Source organism: Acinetobacter sp. A1-4-2 (assembly GCF_040233925.1).
In the GTDB taxonomy this organism is placed as follows: domain Bacteria; phylum Pseudomonadota; class Gammaproteobacteria; order Pseudomonadales; family Moraxellaceae; genus Acinetobacter.
The window spans coordinates 741,903-757,734 of sequence record NZ_CP157981.1 but is presented as its reverse complement, the minus strand read 5'-3'; the positions used below and the strand labels follow the sequence as shown (position 1 = coordinate 757,734).

Genomic DNA, 15,832 nt, shown 5'->3' with positions numbered 1-15,832 from the left:
TTTACCCATAAATGGCAAAAATCAGGTCAGATCGCTTCAAACACTATCGGACAATCAAGGCAATAAAAAAGCCCTTAAACATTGATTTTAAGGGCTTTTTTACATTCAGTTGGATTTCTCTGAATTGAAATTTGGTGGGGTGGCGACAATTGAACAAATTACCTAAGTAATTGTTTTATATTTATTAAATTTTATATAAAAAACCTAGTGTACATGACAGTGTACAAATTATATGTTGCTGGCCTATTTTCTTCGGGTTTAGTTGCTATATCGGGAGTCAAATTAATATAAAAATAACTCCCCTCGCACGCCCACGCCTTTTATTTTAAATATTGCCTGCACTGGTGTATCGGTTTGCTGTGTTTTTTCGCTCCCATCATTTGATTGAAGCGAAATAGAGTATTTAAAAGCTGCTCCTCTATTTAGTGGTTCAGGTACGCACTGGTACATGGTACGCATTCAGTACGCACCCAAACAGCATATTTAAAATGCGTACCCATCCACATTTGAAATGCTGAATTAACTTGACCGCCCAAGTGGTAGAGCAAGTTCCCCAGTTGGATGAATGCTCCCGATCTGCTTACTACACTTTTAAGGCAGTTAAGAGGCGTTGCTCACTTTTAAGCTTAGGTACTGGTGACTGTACGAAAGTTTCGTAGTTCGGCCAACGCAATTTTGCGCCGTCATTAATGTTGAACCTAATAAAACCTAATATTCAAAGATGCCCAGGTGATGCTCAAACGCGTTGAACCTGTCAAAACCTGACATTCGAACCTGATAAAACTTGAAATCATAACAGCGTGATTAAGCATCATTTACTGATACGTAGTGATACGGATTTGCTAGACGTAGCTAGACAAAAACGTATTTATAAATTGGCTGTATCCCTTATGTTTATTGGCTTCCACTTATGTATTGAAGCAGTATTGTCTATCAAATTTAAGATGCGCTGTATCACTAATTAATCTGATCTATTTAAGTGCTTTTACCCTTACGTACCTTTACAAGATCGGTTTTCGTCACAAACGGCGTAAACCTTTCTGTGCCTATATTTGAGCATGGTTTTGATGGTCTTTTTAATGTGGTGCTGTAAGACAAAAAATAAGGGGGAAAATTCTTTACGTAGCTGTACAAAACAAGGGGCTTTCCTTGATGAAACTTGATGGAATAGGATTTCCTCAAAATAGCGGTAAACCTTGCTGCATATAGCTTTAAGGTCATTTTAATAGTCTTTCTACTGGTGTCCTATCAAGGAAACTAAATAAACGCCGTAGAGAATAATTTAAGGGTGTTTTGTTTTACGTTGTTTTACGAAATCAAAGCCATTAAATCGCTGTATGCCTTGCTGTAACTGGCATAGGCGGTATTTCTTATAAGTACCATGTAAAACAAAAATTACTTAGATGTACTTAGATGAAATAAGCCATTTACCTTGATGTACCTTGATGAGATAGGTCATTTTTCACATTTCTTGCTTTACGTAGCTATACGGATTGAAATTAATAAAATGGCTGTATGCCTTTCTGTGCTTGGCTTACATAGCGATTTATGCAGATGGGCTGTAAAGCAAAATAAATTTACCTTGTTGTACCTTGTTGGAATGGTGGAAATGGCACGTATTACGTTGATGTACGTTGATGAAATAAGGCTTCTTCTTTGACGTACTTAGACGGAATGCAGTTTTATGAAAAGTATATAAAAGGGCTGTGTTCTATGGCTGATAAGGCTTATAGGCGATTTTATAGAATATTTACGGCGTACCTTGTCAAAGTAAATTTTAGCCAATTTAGGTTGACCTAGGTTGACGAAATAGGGTTTTCATAAAACAGCCTAAAGCCTTGCCGTATCTGCTTTTGAGTGAGTTTTTGAGTATTATTTTTAATATATGTCGTCCACCTAAAATAAGGATAATCTTGTTGGACGTAGCAGGACAAAGTCAATGTTTAGTTAAAACGCCGTATGCCTTGTATAGCTTCGGTTTGAGTGCATTTTTATAAGTGTTTTTTTGAGTACCTTGTCCAACAAATACAAAAGGTCTATCAAGGAAGAAAAGCCCCAATTAAGTGGCTAACTGATATAGCAATTGACAAGATATATGTGTTGGAGCTAATCAAAGCTAAAATTATGATAATGTTTACTCATTAATATTAATAATTTAAATGGCTTATATGATGAGTACTTCAGACGATGGTTTTATTGAATTAACTGTTAATTTTGATGAATTTATTGATTTATTGAGACCCGAAAACAAAGACAAACTAGATCCACATATTGGAGCTAAAAACACCCGTTTAATATATAGAGGGCAATATGACTCTGAACATTTGCTAGTTCCAAGTCTTTTTAGAGATACATTTAAGTATTCGAAGAAATATGAAGATTTATACCACACTCACTCTACTTACCTTCAATCATTTATTCAAGGATGTGATTTAAGTGCCGTTTTAATTCCTAATGATTCTTATGAATTGAGAGAGGCTGTTAAGGTATTTGATGACAGGGGTGTTTTTGATTCATCTATTTGGCCAAGTAAATCTATCTATGAATTATTAGCATTTTCCCAGCACTATGGTTATAGAACAGAACTACTTGATTGGTCTTACAATCCGTTGGTTGCTTTGTATTTCGCTGCTAGTGGAGCTATATGTTCCTATAAAGAAAATTACGAATCAGTGAACGAAAAATCTTTGTCTATTTGGGTTTTTGATACCGATATAAAATATAGACTCAATCAGAACAGTCAAACTAATTTAGAAATTATTGATGTACCAAGAGCAGCGAATGTAAACGTATCATCTCAACAAGGATGTTTTACGCTAATTCGACAGCAATTTCACCGCAATCAAGAATTAGAATTCAAAGAAAATCGTTTCACAAATGTTAAATTACTAAATGATCTTATGAAAGAAAAAAAACAAGAGAAGGGATTGTTGAAAATTACTATTTCTCATATAGAGGCTCTAAAAATTTTTAATTTTTGTAATGATTATTCAATTAATGCTGCAACTCTATTTAGGGGAGCAGATGGAGCAGCTAGGTATGCAAATGAATGTATTGCAAAAAGAAACTTTGAGAGAGGAACTGGGCAAAAATCTGGTGATGGCATCCCTGTTTACCTTTAAAAATTAAGTTCTATGGTTATAGGTCTTTTCTTCAGGGTCACGACCTAATACACCTCATGAGGATTACTTTGTTGACGTTTGGCATTTGGCCAATCTCTTAATCTGTTTGTACTTGTATGTGTGTCTTTTTAGGTGGACATGGTGGACAAAGTGGACAGAAGTAATTATATACATGTTTTTAAATAATTAATTTAGTCCACCTGTATGTAAATCTGCATAGTAAAAAAGTGGACATTAAAAATAGATAAGGTGGACAGAATAGATTGCGTTGAATCGTGTCCACCTTATGTCCACCTATTAAAATAGATATATTTATATAAAGTGGACATCTTAATATCTATATATAACAGTATTTTAACTAAAATAAATATCTCTATGTCCACCTTGTCCACTGCGTCCACCTTATAAATATGATTTCTAGATTTCATGATCTAGGCTCTGCATAGCTTCTGCGCTGAAATGCATCATTCGGGGCCGGGTGCCATCGGGTAGATTATTGCTGGACTTCTTCACATAGAGTTTTTTATCTCCCTCAATAAATTCTTTAATCCAACCATGCTTGATCAATGCCTTTTTAACACTGGCTTCATTCATCCCGATACACATTTCCTTCTTAAACATGGTCGGCGATACCAGGTAGGTCTTTTCTTCAGGGTCATAGTAGCCAACACGGTTATGAATACGTTGCCGGATGACTTCACCATCTGCCTGTCTGATTACAGTTAGATCCTCAAAACGGCTTGTACCATTGGCCTCAAAGAAGGCCTTGATATGCTCGAGTGTTTTGGTTTCTTCCATGTTCTCACCGTTGCCCAGGCTCCCCAGCCAAGTATTAAAACATTGTGCTATAGCCTCAAATGCACGCCCTTGCTGCCATCCTGTAATGCCTGCTTGTGTGGCCAGTTCTCCAGCTGCAGCTACAAGTGCGAAACGGCGTAAAACACGGCTGGCTTGACCATTCTTAACGTGGCTGTACTGTTCAATAAAGCTATCCAGTAGAACCTGGGCTTTCTGCATGACCGTATCTTTATCTTGGGTCAGATACTCAAGCCATTTAATGCCGGCATGACCATAATGCTGTGATGCCAGCTCATTAATGCGGTTACCAATGTCCTGCGGTGCTATACCGTAGTTAATACAGTCAAATACGCCGTATCCTTTACCTGCATCGCTGGGGATATGTGCGAAGCGCAGCAATAGGCCTGCATCCAGTTCGATATTGCCACGGCGTAAATGTTCCTCTAGGGTGACTTCACCGGTAGAGGTATACATGAGGCTGAATTGCTTGGCATCTCGGTTTTTACCTGCCTTGGTGCTTCGGGCCTTACCTTGGCCACCGGTAAGCATATAAACAATATCAGACACGGCTTTAGGCACAGCCTGGCGTAGTTCATCCAGATTTAAAAAACTGTCATTTCTTAACTCGGCTTCATTTTCTAAAGCGTTATCTGTGGTCCGCCATGACTTGGATATATGCTTTGGATTACCCCACACACTGCAGGCAGCTTTAGTAATGGTACTTTTACCATCGGTCGATGAACCATAGATGTGAAAGCCACCACTTTCAGCACCTAAAGGCAAAACCAATTGCCCGGAAAATGCACATGAGAATGCCAGTACAGCTAAAGCATGGGATTCAATCAGCCGGCTAAGATCCTGCCATTCGTCAAAGGTCCCGGATACGGTATAAGGGCTTTTGCTGTCACTGTGAAAAAGCAGTTCTTCATCTTCACTGTTGCCATAGGTTTTATTGGGTGTGGCAAAACAGTAGCCATGCCATCCGGCACGATCTACGCAGCGGAAACGCTGTTCTATCGGGTAATCTTGAATATAGTTGATGAAGACATTTTTCTTGTAGGCTTGACGTGGTGGCATCAAGCCATGATTGGCAATAATCTTTAAGGCCTCTTGGGCTTCACCCATAAAATGCTCATAAGGGATTAATAACCGGTGTAGAGTATTGTCCTTGTCATGGAACTGAATAACACGCTTCCAGTTGTCATTATTCAGGCTGCGCGCTTCGCCTAAGATAATGGCTGAATGGCAGATAAAAGTCCGGGTCTGTTTAAGCTGTCCGTCCTCATCTCTTTTTTCTTTAATCAGATATAGGCCCGTATCCAGGATATGTAGAAATGCGCCGTCATCCATTCTGAAAGGCTTGGCTAAATGACCTTTGGGCAATAGTTTATTTGCAGGCAATTGCTGAATCGCCAGCTGAATAAAAGCTTTAACCTCTTCTACATCATCATCCTTATACAGCTCAGTCAGAAATGAACTTTCGCCATATTCTATATATTGGTTTAATAATCTGACTGCCGTATTTTGCTCAAGGCTTTGGAATGCCTCCAGCTGGATATGCTCAGGGCGTACCGGCATATAAAGCTGGCTATATCCGGCATTTGACAGCTGATTAATCACAAAATGGATCTGCTCAAAATCAAACGGTTTGAGTGTTGTATGCTTAACATTACATAGCGTAGGGAGTACGACCAATACAACGGCGTAACCGGCCTGGGCAATCTTAAAGAATGCTTCCAGGCCATAGGTAATGATAATGGGCTGATCTTTCTTTAAGTCGCCATAACATGCAAAACCTTTGGCCAATCCGTCCAGCATGATTTGCACACGCTGGGCATCCTGTAATACTGCGCATTGGATCTGCTCAAGTTGACCATTCATGATAGGCAGAATCAAAGGCTGTTCATAAGTAACGCCGTTTATATCGACATTGCTTTGATCAACATAGATTGGCTGATTTGGGCTGCCAAAACGCTGTATTAATGGATGTGATGAATAAGCCTCATTAAACGATACAAGCTGCACACATTCGGATAAAATAGCTTCGGGTGTTATTAGTTCTTTGGGGTGGTCATAATCAAGCATTGTGGCTACCCCCTTTAATTTTCTCCCATTCAGCTTCGTATGCCTCAGCCTCTTTAGCATGATGATGACGGCGGTCATCTGCCAGATATTCATACATATCTAAATGCGTGATTAATTCAGAAAAATGATATTGAGAAATAACTTCACCATTTTTGGCTAAACCATGAATCCTTTTTATTTCTTTTTTAACATGAGTGATTGCCGTACTCATCCAGCCCATATCACACTCGGCCAATGCAGCTAAGTCGTGCATATCGCCAGCATCATAGGTTTTAGGTGCATTTTTAGAATTGATTTGATTCGACATGATTACACTCCCAATACTTTTTTAAGCATTGAGGAAATGCGCTGAACTAATCCCTGTTTTTGTGCAAAGTCTGCGGATTGGATGCGCTGGCGTGTAATTTGATGGATATTTTTAGGCATGAGAGTGCGCTCCTGAATTATTTAACGGAGCTTTGCCAATTACGACCAAGTAATTATGGTGGCAAAGCTGAAAGGGGTTGGTCGACCAGTAATTCAGGTAACTGGCACACTCGAGAGTGTCCCCCTCCAACTTCGCCATAGAGATATGCGAACGCATAGAGAGATTACACATACAAAAAAAGCCCACTAAGCGGACTGTATGCGCTGAATATTTATAGCCGACCAAAGCTAACTTTGAGATTTTGCTCAAAGCCTGATTAATATAACCATACTTGGGCATGTTGGCAATGTTGAATGATTTATTTTTCATGCTTTCCCCTCATTGCACCAGGTTGATATTGATATTTGAATCAACCAAAACGCCATCATTGGATAGTCCGACTTTTTCGCGGTTATCCATCATCTGCAGTAAATGCTGTTCGGCATCTTCAAAGCTAATACCGAAATGCTTGGCTATATCTTCCAGGCTGTACATAGGCTCACCGTCATCCGTATAACCGCTTACTGGTGGCAGTAGGTTTAATTCCTTAGCCTTTTGGTGCATTTCCGCTTTGATATGCTCAGGCGTGTAGTGCATTGTCAGCATGAGTGCCTGCTCTGTGATGGGGTGGTGTTCCCCATACTGGGCCAGCATTGCTTTGTAATGGTCAAAGGCTTTAAAAAACTCGGGGTTTACATGTTTATTCATGGCCTACCCCTTCAAAAGTGAACTGTAAATTTGCTTTGCATGTTTCAATACGGACGGCGTTTAAATGCTTTTCATGTTTACGGCGGTGCATACCTAAACTGTGAAATGTGCCTTTGTCCTTTGATATTTTTTCCTGCATACAAAGGCGGTTCAATTCTTCATAAGCGGTCTGCCGTGCTGAATAGCTCCCAGTTTTTCGTATAGTCGGCAGTACCTCTGCAAATACCCAGTTTTGGAAGCTCAATGCTTCTTTTTTATTAGATCGGAAAATAATGCGATAAAGATTCGGCTCATTAATAAACTTGAGCTTTTGAGTACCGCCATTTGTAAGGATGTGGCAATCTGCCATACCCTTTGAATCTAATTCACGTAATAAGCGTGATGTTCTGCTCACTGATAGGACGCTACATACGTCAGTAAGGCAAAATAAAGGCTCGTTATTCCCATCAAGGACAATACGAACGCCGTGCTCATTGAAATTAAAAATAGATGGTTTCATGCCTGCACCTCATTTAACTCGTAACGTGCATGGGTTCCTTTACCGTTAAGGTTGGGTTCGTTGTGGGTTACGATGTTGTGCCCGGCAATGCGTAAACGCTGAATGACGGCGCTCAACCGGTAGCAATCAAAGTGATAAATAGCCTCAGCCTGTGAAAGTGTTTTGCCAGTTTTAAGGTGGGCTAAAACTTGGGTTTGATGGTTTGTACTCATGCCTTACCCCCTATATTGATTCCATCCAGGAGGGTTGAAAGGTGGTGCATGGCCTGCTGTTCAGTATCGAGCATTTGTACAATATGCTTAGGTGAGATATGAACAGTTTTAAGACGCGCTGGACGGATATATTCGGCAAGGGCATCAATGCGCTTTTTGACAAGCTCTGTGTATTCCATAGGCTCATCAATACCGGCTTTCATACTGCGCTGGTACTGAGTATCCAATACGCCGTATAGATCGTTTAGCGTGGCCGAGGTGTCTTTTAACTGGTCATGATTAATGCTCGTCACTAAATCACGGTTATAAACATCCTTTGCCACGGCGTTTAATTGCCGGCAGGCATTCAAGGCAATGGCTTTAATTTGTGTTTTGGTCATGGGTTAAGCCTCCATTGCTGCAAGGCTTTGTTTTTGCTTGTTGTGCCACTCTACAAGCTCGGAATAGTCAAAATATACTGGGGCCTGTTTAGCAGTTCCCATCTTAATTGCCTTCGGAAAATCAGCGTCAGTACGCACGATATGGCGTAATGATTCACGGCTTATGTCTAATAGCTCACAAGCGGTTTTGAATTGGACGCGGATTGGATTAATAGTCATTTATGCACCTACATGGCTAAATATTGTGTAGGTATATAAAAACAAGATATGGGCATTTAAAAAATATAAATTAACCACTTAAATATATGAATTTAAAGGACTAAAATATTAATTATCCGTAAAAAATATTACTTTTCTTCACAAATTATCATTACGGCTAACGAAAATATTATTTTAATAAGATTCAATTATTATTTTGATAAAGGGAGATACTATTTTTGCTCTTGAGAAAGTATTTTGTTCATAGCTGTACTTGCTTCTTCTTTGGCTGCTGTTCTAACTTTTATTAGATTAGATAAATGCAAAACATTTGTTGGCGTATTTTGATACGAATACAAGTGCCCATATTCCTCAATACACATTTCAATTCTTTGCTGTTTTGTACCTTCAAATCTGCCAACCGTATTTAAATCATGGTGTATTCTTAAAAGTAAGGCGTATGCTGGCACGTAGTTTTGATTATTTGGATTTAATAGATAGAGATGATTAATACTCTTTTCTTGCTGGATCGGTAGCTCTTGTTCAGGCTTTTTATTGATCATACTATTTAAATAAGCGCACTGCTTTTTATAAAAATTATCATCGTATTCATAGCAGTTTTGGGCAATATAAGCATGACTATTATCAATTAAAGTATCATCAATATCTAAGCCTAACTCCTTTAAGCTCATCAATATCATGTATCTAGAAAAACCTACATAATCATTAAAAGGGTCGCAATCTTCACCATTAGCAATAAGCGAGACCGCTTCAATTGGGCAATTGTAAAAATCATTATCGTTATATTCATACTCAATCAATGTGTAGGTATTTTTGAGTACCAATTTTTTTGATCTATTTAGTATATGGATATTATTTAATAGCCATTGTGCAGACTGCTCTATGGTGATTTTTTCAAGTTTAGAAAAAAGCCCTAATAATTCATTAACTGAAATAAATTGCTTTGGAATATTATCTAAATCTTCATTAGCACCAATCAAAACCGCCTCCCACAGCATCCCCAAAATGGTGCTAAGTCAATCGGATGGGTGTCCGACTTTCGCCCCGTCAGGCTAGACTTAGCAAACTAAATATAAACGATATTTAATTATAATTGTGTATATTTGGGTAAATGGAGCGACAAGGTTTGTCACTTGGCCTTTTTAAATTGGATAATGCTTTGATCTGCAATTTCCTCTAAATGGTTTGCATACCATTGCATCATGTTTGCCCTGTCCTGTAGGTACTGGGCCTTGTTATACACTCCTGCCACTCCATCCTTTACATGAGCCAAAGCTGCCTCAATATGACGTTCATCAAAACCACGATTGTTTAACAAGGTGCTGGCAATGTGCCTAAATCCATGTGGTGTCTGTCTGCCTTCATAGCCCATGCGCCGTAGGGCCATAATAAAAACCGTGTCTGATTTTGGCTTGTTCTTGTCCGATCTGCTTGGGAATAAATACTCTGAATTGGTTTGGTAGGTCTGCAACTCTTTCAATATCGCCACCGCTTGAGTGGATAAAGGTACGACATGCTCACGGCGTTTCTTCATGCGATATTCGGGAATATTCCATAATCCTTGTTCTAAAACGAACTCCTCCCATTTAGCTTCCCTTAATTCAGTAGGTCGGCAAAACAACATAGTTAAAAGCTGTAGGCCCATTCGTACATCCAGTGATGGGTAATTATTAATAGCTCTTAATAGTGTGGGTAGCTCCTGCTCAGTCACATGAGCCATATTTTCTTTTTTGCCTTGCTGTAGGTATTTTTGGATGCCTTCTACTGGGTTGTAATCCATCCGCCCAGTCACCTTTGCAAAATCGTATATATCACGGCACATGGCACGAACTCGGTTTACTTGTTCATATATGCCCTGCTCTTGTTGAATCCCTTTTAAATGATTCATCCATTCAATCGGTTTGATTGTGGTGTACAAGCGTTTGCCAAAAATTGGGAATATGTGTTTTTCTAATGCACCTTTATTTCGGGTCATGGTATCTTGTACCCAGGTATCTACTTTGGTGTCTAACCATTCACGCGCCAATACCTCAAAGGTGGCATTGTTCTGTTCCAGTTCTTGCCGTTTACGTTCCTGCTTGGTAATGATTGGATTATCACCATGCGAAATATCCTTGATTATCTCTCGCGCTTTCTTTCTTGCCCCTGCTCCCGATAATTCAGGATAAGTGCCGATACCCAACCACGACCATTTGCCATCCGCCTTTTTATATCTAAATAACCATGCCTTTTTGCCATCAGGCTTCACACGGAAATATAAGCCTTCGCCGTCCAGTTCCCGATACTCTTTTGATTCAGGTTCTAGGTTAGCTAAAACGGTGTCTGATAATGGCCTGCGTTTGATATCGGTTCTTTTCATGAGCTTGTACACCCGTGAGTTCAATAAAATGTGCAATGTACAAGGCAGTGTACACCGTGCATGTACACTGTAGCTAGTTATATTTAGTTATGTTCAGGCAAGAAAAAAGGCTCAATCCCTTTGGAATCAAGCCTTTTCGTTTTAAGACTTGGCATATTTTGCCATGTCTTGTTAGGTATTTGGTGGAGGTGGCGGGAGTTGAACCCGCGTCCGCCAGCACTACGCTCGAGAATACTACATGCTTAGATATCGTCTATTGTTTTAACTCTTTGTGACCCGACGAACAGGGTACAAATCGCGATCCTCTAAGTTTAGTACAAAGCCCCGAGGCTTGGCTTTATACGGACTTGTGTGCGTGCGCTTCAGTCGGACTCTCTAACCACAAGTATTCGGAGAGGCGGACAAGCTGCCCTTAGGCAGCTAGAGCGTATGATTCGTCGTTTGCGACTATTAAAATGCAAATTTGATTTACGAGAGAAAATGCGCTCTCGACATGCATCTATGAGTTTCATCACCAGCGTCGAAGCCAGAAACACCCCCAAAGTAGACCGCAATCATAACATAAATGTTCAAACCCGCAGTGCGTTTTTTAAACATTTACACAAACAGATGCGATTAATTTAATAATTGCGTTAATATTTTATTTTTCAAGTCCTATAAAAGAAAAAATTATGAGCTATTTACTTGCACTCGATCAGGGAACCACCTCTAGCCGTGCGATTATCTTCAATGAACAGGGAAAAGTTCAAGCAACAGCTCAGCGTGAAATACATATCTCTACCCCACATTCAGGCTGGGTAGAACAGGATGCACAGGAAATCTGGACCACACAAATTGCAGTTGTGCAGCAGGCCCTCGCCTCGGCCCGTATTTTGGCAAAAGATATCAAAGCCATTGGACTGACCAATCAGCGTGAAACCACCGTGGTTTGGGATAAGCGCAATGGCAAGCCGCTTGCCCCTGCCATTGTCTGGCAGGACCGCCGTGCAACTGAATGGTGTAATAGGCTTCTGCAACAAAATTTACAAGACACCATCCAGCAGAAAACCGGTTTAAGAATTGACCCTTATTTCAGTGCCGGAAAACTGGTCTGGTTGCTGGAAAATATCGAAGGTCTGCGTGATCTGGCACAACAGGGACACGTGGCTTTTGGAACAGTCGATAGCTGGCTGATGTGGAATTTAACCCAAGGTGCAGAACATGTCATTGAAGCCAGCAATGCCTCCCGTACTATGCTGATGAATCTGCAAACTCAGGCCTGGGATGAAGAATTGCTACAGCTGTTTAATATCCCGCGTTCAGTTCTGCCGCAAATTATTGCTTCGGATAGCTATATGGCAGACACGGCTACAGGTTTATTGGGCGCAAATATCCCAATTATGGGAATTTTGGGTGATCAGCAATCGGCCCTGTTTGGCCAGTCCTGCTTTGAAGTGGGTAGTGCAAAAAATACCTATGGCACGGGTTGCTTCATGCTGTTCAATACGGGGCATCAGGTGCAATTTAGCCACAACAAGCTCTTGAGCACCTTAGCCTGGCAATGTCATGAAAAAACCACTTATGCACTGGAAGGTAGTGTATTTATGGCGGGTGCCATTGTGCAATGGTTACGTGATGGTTTAGGGATTATTCAAAACAGTCGTGAAGTCGAACAGCTGGCTTGTCAGGTAAAAGATACCGACGGCGTAGTTTTGGTGCCGGCTTTTACCGGACTGGGTGCTCCGCATTGGGACAGTGATGCCCGTGCCCTGCTCTGCGGCATGTCCCGTGGAACCAACAAAGCCCATATTGCCCGTGCAGCTTTGGAATCGATAGCCCTTCAGGTCTCCGATGTCCTGATGGCCATGCAATCCGATATTACCCATCCCTTAAAGGAACTGCGCGTCGATGGCGGTGCGAGTAGCAATGACATGCTGATGCAGTTTCAGGCAGATATCTTAAATGTGCCGGTATTGCGTCCTAAAATGCTGGAATCTACCGCTTGGGGTGCAGCAGCCATGGCTGGATTAAAAGCTGGCGTATTTTCCAGCATGTCGGATATTTCTGCATCATGGCAACTGGAGCGGGCTTTTGAACCCAATATGAATGAAGACCAGCGCCAATTTCATCTAAGCAAATGGCAAACTGCATTAAAGCGGGCTAAATCAGATATTTAATATCTTCATATCCAAGATAATCAAAAACCGCTTCGAAAAGCGGTTTTTGATTAATGTGCATGTCCACCACCGGTGACACCGTTTTTGGGTTTTGGACATAGCCAGATAATCAGCGCGGCAAAAACAAACACCATCGCCAGAATTAAAAATACATGGTTGGCAGATAAGGTAGATGCTTCTTTATCGACCAGACTCGAAATATAGCCCAAACTGCTTTCTGGACTCATTCCTCTTTGGATCAGCGTATTTTGCACTTCATCCATTTGCAGGCTTCCGGCCATCTCACTACGTGCCACCTTTGCATGATCATCCCAAATGGTAACGGCAATCGACGCTCCAATTGCCCCGGCCATGGTTCTGAGGAAATTCATTAACCCTGCGGCAGAAGCCATTTCTTGCGGCAATACTGAAGCCAGAGCCATATTGGAGAGTGGAATAAAGAAAAACGGTACGGCAAAACCTTGCAAGATTTGCGGCAATGCCAAGGCCATAAAGTCGGCTTCAGTAGTCCAGAAGGCCCGCATCAGGGTCACTCCACCCAGCAGACATAAACCAAAACTGGCTAAAGCCCGCTGATCATATTTGGTCGCCAGTTTGGCCACAATGGGCGACATCAGCAAACTGCCAAAACCCATGGTTGCAGTCAAATAACCTGCCCAAGTGGCGGTATAGCCAAGATTCACCTGTAACCATTGTGGAATCATGACAATACTGCCAAAAAAGGCCCCAAAACCAAAGGCTAAAGCCAAAACGGAAATGGTAAATCCACGATATTTAAAGATCTGGATATTCACTACCGGATGGCGTTCGGTGAGTTCCCAAATGGTAAAAACGATGAGCCCGATCAAGGCAATCATGGCCAAAATGACAATAAAGGGATGATTAAACCAGTCATACTCATGGCCTAAATCCAGCATTAGCTGCAATGCCCCAATCCATAAAATCAGCAGCATTAATCCGCCCATATCAATTTTGAGTGTATTGGTTGCTGTTTCAGCAGATTTCAGCAAACGCATCGCAGCAAATGCACAGCCCAACCCGACCGGGATATTGATAAAGAAAATCCAGTGCCAGGACCAGTTATCACTAATAGTCCCGCCCAGAATTGGCCCCAGAATGGGTCCCACAACCGTAGTCATGGCCCACATCCCCATCGCCTGCGACTGTTTCTCCGGTGGAAAAATACGCATCAGCAGGGTTTGACTGAGCGGCATAATCGGCCCGCCAAACAGGCCTTGTCCAATTCGGCAAAATACCAGCATTTCCAGACTGGTGGATAAACCACAAAGCACTGAAAACAGGGTAAAACCGAACAGGCTGATGACAAAAATTCGGACCGTGCCAAAGCGTCCCGCCAACCAGCCGGTTAAAGGCACACAAATGGCTTCGGCAACGGCATAGGAGGTAATCACCCATGTCCCTTGCGATGCAGAAACCGCAAGACTGCCGGTAATATGCGGAACCGAGACATTGGCAATGGTCATGTCCAGCACGACCATAAAATTGGCAAAGGCCAGTACAAATGCCGCCAGAAGCAGGCGGCCGCCAGTCAAGTTCGGTATAGGAGCGTAGTTATTCATAAATGACTACTTCGAAGACAAATCGATCTTCGCTTCCATAGACAGCCCCACCCGTAAAGGATGTTCAGCCAGTTCTTTAGGATCAAGCTTGATCCGAACCGGCAAGCGCTGAACCACCTTAATCCAGTTACCCGTCGCATTTTGTGCCGGAATCAGTGCAAAGGCGGAACCGGTTCCGCCAGAGAAGCCTTGTACTGTGCCGTGATACTCGACTGAATCTCCATACAGGTCAGAAGTTAAGATCGCTTTTTGACCGGGACGGACTTTTTCCAGCTGACTTTCTTTAAAGTTGGCATCAACATACAGTTGTGAGATTGGCACCACCATCATCAAGACAGTGCCCGGCGCCACACGCTGACCAACCTGAATATTACGACGTGTCACCACCCCATCAAAAGGAGCCTTGATTTCAGTACGCTCCAGATCTAACACAGCCTGCTTTAATTTGGCCTGTGCCACCAAAACATCAGGCGTGCTATTTTCATTGGCGCCGCGAATCAGTGCTTCATTAGCCGCCAAATTGCTTTGTGCCGCTTTTTGGCTGGATTTAGCTTGTGCCAAACCGGCTTGAGCAGATTCATAAACCGCTTTGGCGGTATTCAGTGCGCTTTGTGCCGTACTGAATTCTTCTTTAGAAATGGCGCCAGAGGCACTGAGTTTTTCACGACGGCTTAAGTCATCTTGTGCCTTATCCATTTCAGCTTTGGCCTCGGCCACTTTGGCTTCAGCACTATGAATGGCATCATCACTGACAAAAATTTGTGAATTCAGTGAGCTGCTATTAGCTTGCGTCTGTTTATATTGACGCTGTGCCTTGATCAGTTCTGCTTTGGCTGCAGCAAGAGCAATTTCTGCATCGCGCTGATCAACACGAACCAGCAACTGACCTTTTTTGACCGTTTGAGTATCACTGACCAATACCTGTTCGACTTGTCCAGTGACCATGGAAGTGATTGAGGCCGTTTCAGCTCCCACATAGGCATTATCGGTATCGACAGAATGATTGAAAAATAATGTCCAGATGGCATATAAAATCACAGCAAGGATTAAAATCAATGCCACAAATCCCAAAGCCTTTTTTCGTTTTGCTTTGAGTTGCTGGTCAGTCACCTGTTCAGACTGTTGAGCATCTGGCGGCGTAGTTTGAACATCTGTCATGCATGTTTCCTAAATCCAACAGCCCCAATCAGCAAGTAGCACTAATCTGCCACCTTAACAAGAGGCATCTAGATCGTAGCAAGCTCATCTTGATGGGGCGTTATTCTTGTAAAAATTTTTGATGCATTTTAAGAGTAAAAAATCATATTT

At 41.8% G+C, this 15,832-nt stretch carries 15 protein-coding genes and 1 other RNA gene; 2 read left to right on the top strand and 14 right to left on the bottom strand.

Features of this window, described 5'->3' with window-relative positions:
- Positions 1 to 282: 282 nt before the first annotated feature.
- The gene (locus ABJ384_RS03700; RefSeq protein ID WP_349928918.1) at positions 283 to 459 is read right to left on the bottom strand and encodes a hypothetical protein; all 177 of its coding nucleotides are present in this window, start codon (positions 457 to 459) and stop codon (positions 283 to 285) included.
- Positions 460 to 2,171: 1,712 nt separating this feature from the next.
- Here ABJ384_RS03700 and ABJ384_RS03695 point away from each other — a divergent pair.
- Positions 2,172 to 3,122, top strand: coding sequence for an FRG domain-containing protein (locus ABJ384_RS03695; protein WP_349928916.1), 951 nt, complete (start codon positions 2,172 to 2,174; stop codon positions 3,120 to 3,122).
- A 417-nt stretch (positions 3,123 to 3,539) separates the two neighbouring features.
- Here the strand turns inward: ABJ384_RS03695 and ABJ384_RS03690 are convergent, their stop codons facing one another.
- From ABJ384_RS03690 to ssrA, 11 genes are all read right to left on the bottom strand, one after another.
- Positions 3,540 to 6,005 (bottom strand): DUF927 domain-containing protein, encoded by a 2,466-nt coding sequence (locus ABJ384_RS03690; RefSeq protein WP_349928915.1) that lies wholly within the window; start codon positions 6,003 to 6,005, stop codon positions 3,540 to 3,542.
- Positions 5,998 to 6,312: a hypothetical protein gene (locus ABJ384_RS03685; protein ID WP_349928913.1), complete on the bottom strand. Its 315-nt coding sequence runs from the start codon at positions 6,310 to 6,312 to the stop codon at positions 5,998 to 6,000. The genes ABJ384_RS03690 and ABJ384_RS03685 overlap by 8 nt, the downstream gene beginning before the upstream one ends.
- Before the next feature lie 111 nt (positions 6,313 to 6,423).
- Complete coding sequence (locus ABJ384_RS03680; RefSeq protein WP_349928911.1) at positions 6,424 to 6,741, bottom strand: hypothetical protein; 318 nt, start codon at positions 6,739 to 6,741, stop codon at positions 6,424 to 6,426.
- A gap of 9 nt (positions 6,742 to 6,750) precedes the next feature.
- A complete protein-coding gene (locus ABJ384_RS03675; protein ID WP_349928909.1) occupies positions 6,751 to 7,119 on the bottom strand; it encodes a hypothetical protein in 369 nt (122 codons plus the stop codon).
- Positions 7,112 to 7,618: a BRO family protein gene (locus ABJ384_RS03670; RefSeq protein ID WP_349928907.1), complete on the bottom strand. Its 507-nt coding sequence runs from the start codon at positions 7,616 to 7,618 to the stop codon at positions 7,112 to 7,114. The genes ABJ384_RS03675 and ABJ384_RS03670 overlap by 8 nt, the downstream gene beginning before the upstream one ends.
- Positions 7,615 to 7,830 (bottom strand): helix-turn-helix domain-containing protein, encoded by a 216-nt coding sequence (locus ABJ384_RS03665; RefSeq protein WP_349928906.1) that lies wholly within the window; start codon positions 7,828 to 7,830, stop codon positions 7,615 to 7,617. The genes ABJ384_RS03670 and ABJ384_RS03665 overlap by 4 nt, the downstream gene beginning before the upstream one ends.
- Positions 7,827 to 8,210, bottom strand: a complete 384-nt coding sequence (locus ABJ384_RS03660; protein ID WP_349928904.1) for a hypothetical protein — start codon at positions 8,208 to 8,210, stop codon at positions 7,827 to 7,829. Before ABJ384_RS03660 ends, ABJ384_RS03665 begins: the two co-directional genes overlap by 4 nt.
- 3 nt (positions 8,211 to 8,213) lie before the next feature.
- Positions 8,214 to 8,429, bottom strand: a complete 216-nt coding sequence (locus ABJ384_RS03655; RefSeq protein WP_349928902.1) for a transcriptional regulator — start codon at positions 8,427 to 8,429, stop codon at positions 8,214 to 8,216.
- A gap of 212 nt (positions 8,430 to 8,641) precedes the next feature.
- Positions 8,642 to 9,409, bottom strand: coding sequence for a hypothetical protein (locus tag ABJ384_RS03650; RefSeq protein WP_349928900.1), 768 nt, complete (start codon positions 9,407 to 9,409; stop codon positions 8,642 to 8,644).
- A 149-nt stretch (positions 9,410 to 9,558) separates the two neighbouring features.
- Positions 9,559 to 10,788: a tyrosine-type recombinase/integrase gene (locus tag ABJ384_RS03645; RefSeq protein ID WP_349928898.1), complete on the bottom strand. Its 1,230-nt coding sequence runs from the start codon at positions 10,786 to 10,788 to the stop codon at positions 9,559 to 9,561.
- A 180-nt stretch (positions 10,789 to 10,968) separates the two neighbouring features.
- Positions 10,969 to 11,328: a transfer-messenger RNA gene (gene ssrA / locus ABJ384_RS03640) on the bottom strand.
- A 131-nt stretch (positions 11,329 to 11,459) separates the two neighbouring features.
- Between ssrA and glpK the strand changes: the two genes are divergently transcribed.
- The gene (gene glpK / locus ABJ384_RS03635; protein ID WP_349928896.1) at positions 11,460 to 12,944 is read left to right on the top strand and encodes a glycerol kinase GlpK; all 1,485 of its coding nucleotides are present in this window, start codon (positions 11,460 to 11,462) and stop codon (positions 12,942 to 12,944) included.
- Between the two features lie 50 nt (positions 12,945 to 12,994).
- On the opposite strand, the gene ABJ384_RS03630 is transcribed toward glpK, so the two are convergent.
- Both ABJ384_RS03630 and ABJ384_RS03625 read right to left on the bottom strand, forming a co-directional pair.
- A complete protein-coding gene (locus ABJ384_RS03630) occupies positions 12,995 to 14,524 on the bottom strand; it encodes a DHA2 family efflux MFS transporter permease subunit (protein ID WP_349928894.1) in 1,530 nt (509 codons plus the stop codon).
- A gap of 6 nt (positions 14,525 to 14,530) precedes the next feature.
- Positions 14,531 to 15,682 (bottom strand): HlyD family efflux transporter periplasmic adaptor subunit, encoded by a 1,152-nt coding sequence (locus ABJ384_RS03625; protein WP_349928893.1) that lies wholly within the window; start codon positions 15,680 to 15,682, stop codon positions 14,531 to 14,533.
- Between the last annotated feature and the right edge of the window lie 150 nt (positions 15,683 to 15,832).

What these genes read in the sequence shown, in the direction of transcription:
- ABJ384_RS03700 (WP_349928918.1), bottom strand. Translation starts at nt 459, where the DNA reads ATGCGTACCATGTACCAGTGCGTACCTGAACCACTAAATAGAGGAGCA.
- ABJ384_RS03695 (WP_349928916.1), top strand. Translation starts at nt 2,172, where the DNA reads ATGAGTACTTCAGACGATGGTTTTATTGAATTAACTGTTAATTTTGAT.
- ABJ384_RS03690 (WP_349928915.1), bottom strand. Translation starts at nt 6,005, where the DNA reads ATGCTTGATTATGACCACCCCAAAGAACTAATAACACCCGAAGCTATT.
- ABJ384_RS03685 (WP_349928913.1), bottom strand. Translation starts at nt 6,312, where the DNA reads ATGTCGAATCAAATCAATTCTAAAAATGCACCTAAAACCTATGATGCT.
- ABJ384_RS03680 (WP_349928911.1), bottom strand. Translation starts at nt 6,741, where the DNA reads ATGAAAAATAAATCATTCAACATTGCCAACATGCCCAAGTATGGTTAT.
- ABJ384_RS03675 (WP_349928909.1), bottom strand. Translation starts at nt 7,119, where the DNA reads ATGAATAAACATGTAAACCCCGAGTTTTTTAAAGCCTTTGACCATTAC.
- ABJ384_RS03670 (WP_349928907.1), bottom strand. Translation starts at nt 7,618, where the DNA reads ATGAAACCATCTATTTTTAATTTCAATGAGCACGGCGTTCGTATTGTC.
- ABJ384_RS03665 (WP_349928906.1), bottom strand. Translation starts at nt 7,830, where the DNA reads ATGAGTACAAACCATCAAACCCAAGTTTTAGCCCACCTTAAAACTGGC.
- ABJ384_RS03660 (WP_349928904.1), bottom strand. Translation starts at nt 8,210, where the DNA reads ATGACCAAAACACAAATTAAAGCCATTGCCTTGAATGCCTGCCGGCAA.
- ABJ384_RS03655 (WP_349928902.1), bottom strand. Translation starts at nt 8,429, where the DNA reads ATGACTATTAATCCAATCCGCGTCCAATTCAAAACCGCTTGTGAGCTA.
- ABJ384_RS03645 (WP_349928898.1), bottom strand. Translation starts at nt 10,788, where the DNA reads ATGAAAAGAACCGATATCAAACGCAGGCCATTATCAGACACCGTTTTA.
- glpK (WP_349928896.1), top strand. Translation starts at nt 11,460, where the DNA reads ATGAGCTATTTACTTGCACTCGATCAGGGAACCACCTCTAGCCGTGCG.
- ABJ384_RS03630 (WP_349928894.1), bottom strand. Translation starts at nt 14,524, where the DNA reads ATGAATAACTACGCTCCTATACCGAACTTGACTGGCGGCCGCCTGCTT.
- ABJ384_RS03625 (WP_349928893.1), bottom strand. Translation starts at nt 15,682, where the DNA reads ATGACAGATGTTCAAACTACGCCGCCAGATGCTCAACAGTCTGAACAG.